Origin of the sequence: Streptomyces africanus (assembly GCF_002150735.1) — a bacterium.
Taxonomy (GTDB): Bacteria; Actinomycetota; Actinomycetes; order Streptomycetales; family Streptomycetaceae; genus Streptomyces; species Streptomyces africanus.
In genome coordinates this window covers 1-1017 of sequence record NZ_MUKA01000316.1, presented here as the reverse complement: position 1 = coordinate 1017, position 1017 = coordinate 1, and the positions used below count along the sequence as shown (strand labels likewise).

The 1017-nt window shown below is 73.4% G+C and carries 2 pseudogenes; one reads left to right on the top strand and one right to left on the bottom strand.

The annotated features are described in order from the left end of the window. A pseudogene (locus tag CCL05_RS33035) lies at positions 1-811 on the bottom strand (aldo/keto reductase); the annotation flags it as partial. A 77-nt stretch (positions 812-888) separates the two neighbouring features. Between CCL05_RS33035 and CCL05_RS46580 the strand changes: the two are divergent. Next, a pseudogene (locus CCL05_RS46580) lies at positions 889-1017 on the top strand (dihydrofolate reductase); the annotation flags it as partial.

Below are 1017 nucleotides of genomic sequence, written 5' to 3'. Positions count from 1 at the left end.
ACCGGGACCACCTGCGGGCCCTGGGCGAGGACCCAGGCGAGGGCGACCTGGGCGGCGGTGACGCGCTCGCCGTGGCGGCGGGCCACCCGGCGCAGGCCCGCGACGATCGGCTGGTTCGCGGCCATCATCTCGGCCGTGAAGCGGGGGTGCCGGGCCCGGAGGTCGTCCGCCTCGAAGCCCGCGCCGGGCCGCAGCCGGCCGGTCAGGAAGCCGTTGCCGAGCGGCATCGCCGCCAGGAACCCGATGCCCCGCGTCTCGCACCACGGCAGCAGCGTCTCCAGCGCCTCCGGCGACCACACCGACAGCTCGGCCTCCACCGCGCTCACGGGAAACACCTGCTGTACCCGCTCCAGCTGCCGGATCGTCGCGTCGTGCAGCCGGGCCCCGGAGCGGCGGCCGGCCCGCGCGCCCACCGCGCACAGGCCCAACGCCCGTACCTTCCCCGCCTGGACGAGCTCCGCCATCGCGCCCCACGTCTCCTCGACGGGCACTTCCGGGTCGGCCCGGTGCAGCTGGTAGAGGTCTATGACGTCCGTCTGGAGACGCCGCAGCGACGCGTCACAGGCCCGTTTCACATACCCGGGGCGGCCGTTGGCGACGATNNCCGCCCCACCAGCAGTTCGTTGGTGAAGGGGCCGTACATGTCGGCCGTGTCCAGCAGGGACGACCCCAGGTCGAGCGCCCGGTGCACCGCCCTGAGCGACTCGTCGCCGCGCTGCCGCGACGCGCTGTACGCCCAGCTCATCGGCATGCACCCGAGTCCGACGGCCCCCACCGCGAGCGCCGCCGCGCCGATCGTCCTGCGCTCCACCTGGTCGTGACCCTCCCTGTTCCGGCCACCCCAACCTAACCTCTGCCGTCGCACCGTCCTGACATAGCCTCCTGTGCATGACTGCTGACGTGTGGCTGCCCATCCCGCCGGACGAGATCGAGGGACTCCCCGAGGGCCTCGCCTACCGCTTCTGGAACGGTGCGGAGGACTTCCCCGCGGACCCGGCGGACTGCGTCTTCTACGTC